Genomic DNA, 1541 nt, shown 5'->3' on the forward strand with positions numbered 1-1541 from the left:
CCTTTCTGCCCTTGCTCCCATATATGATTTATCTCCGCGGAACAGTTTTTCGGAAACATCCCTGCTCTTATACAGGTTTATTGCTTCTTCCGCTGTCATGGACTCTGATGTGATAAGTACAAAGTATCCACAGAGTGCAATCTCCCTGTCTATGACATCAGTGCGTTCGCGCCATGCAAGGAGTCGTTCATCTTCCTTGCCCTTATTGTAAATCTCAAGTTTAAAGTATTTCTCAATGTTTGGACTTGGGGGTATCTTCTTGCCCCTGTTCTTTTCAAGAAACTCGACTATCCTGTCTATCTTTCTCTCTACATTCTCGCGTTCTGCTGCATGTTTTCTGTCATTGTAGTATATATGGAAATATCTGTCCTTTTCATCCGAAGGGAACAGCTGCATCTTAACTGTCATTCCATTGACTTTATAGGATCTTATGCTGTTTGCCCTGCTCTGCTCAAAACTGCCTCTATGTTTTAAAACAAGCTCACTCACAAGGTCCTTCATGCCCTTGACCATAATCACAAAGCCGTAGCCGTGGTGATCCATGTAGTGAATGTTTGCCTCACTAAAATATCCCCTGTCGAGGATGAATCCTATATTTTTATAGCCATAGCCTTCCACCTTTTCCAGCATGTACTGAAGCTGTGACACGTCATTGATGCTACCCGGATAGTCCTCATAGAAAAGGGGCTCATTGTTGTTCCTGTCATATGCTATCGCATAGTTGAAAATCGGCTTATCCTGCTTATCCTTTTCATGTCCTATCTCAGCAAGATCTATATCACCTGCCTGGCAGTGCTTATTGGTTGAATCATAAGAAACATAAATCTTTGATCTGTGATCCCGGTTCTTATTCCATTCATTAAGGAAAGCAATCCTTGCATCAGTCATGTCCTGGCCAAGGAAGTCTGAAATCTTTGAATCACTATAGACATGCATCCCTTTTGTAAAGAGAGGATGCTTATAAGCATAGTCAGGATAATACTGACCGGCATTGTTCTCAGTTAGAATGCTATATGCAGCAAGATCAAGAAACAGTCCGGCATCCTTGCCAACAATACGATTAACCATCTCGTCGATACGATAGCTGGCAATGATCTTCCTGATTACAAAAAATGCTCCAACATTCAGGCAACTGCTGCGGCTGGTATCCCCTTCCAGTTCTTCAGGGATCTCTATATCCGGAAAGAACTTCATGCAGTTAGCATTAGGATACATCATGTCAAGGTGCTCATCATCACGTCTTCCGATGGATGTGGTCTTGGGGACGGAATACTTCTTGTCAGGGTCATACTTTCTCTCATACGCATAGTACACGTAGGTAGTTCCCTTGATGTTTTTTATTGTGATACCGTTTTCCCCAGTCGGTATCTTCACAAGGAAATTCATATACATGGCAGCCTCCATAGAGATGTAATTACTTCTCTATTATCTTACCATGTTCCCCACTCAAAATCAAGCGAAATCCGCATAAAATCTGGGTTTTTCCAATTTTTCCACCTCTCAATTTGGCTGCCGAGAGTTAATTATCGCGGAAGTTCACA

The 1541-nt window shown here is 42.2% G+C and carries 1 protein-coding gene; it reads right to left on the reverse strand.

From position 1 onward, the window contains the following. The coding region (locus BLO53_RS18865) for an IS1634 family transposase (protein WP_242875409.1) at positions 1–1392 on the reverse strand (1392 nt) is incomplete at its 3' end. Between the last annotated feature and the right edge of the window lie 149 nt (positions 1393–1541).

This window comes from Butyrivibrio sp. INlla14 (genome assembly GCF_900102515.1).
In the GTDB taxonomy this organism is placed as follows: domain Bacteria; phylum Bacillota; class Clostridia; order Lachnospirales; family Lachnospiraceae; genus Butyrivibrio.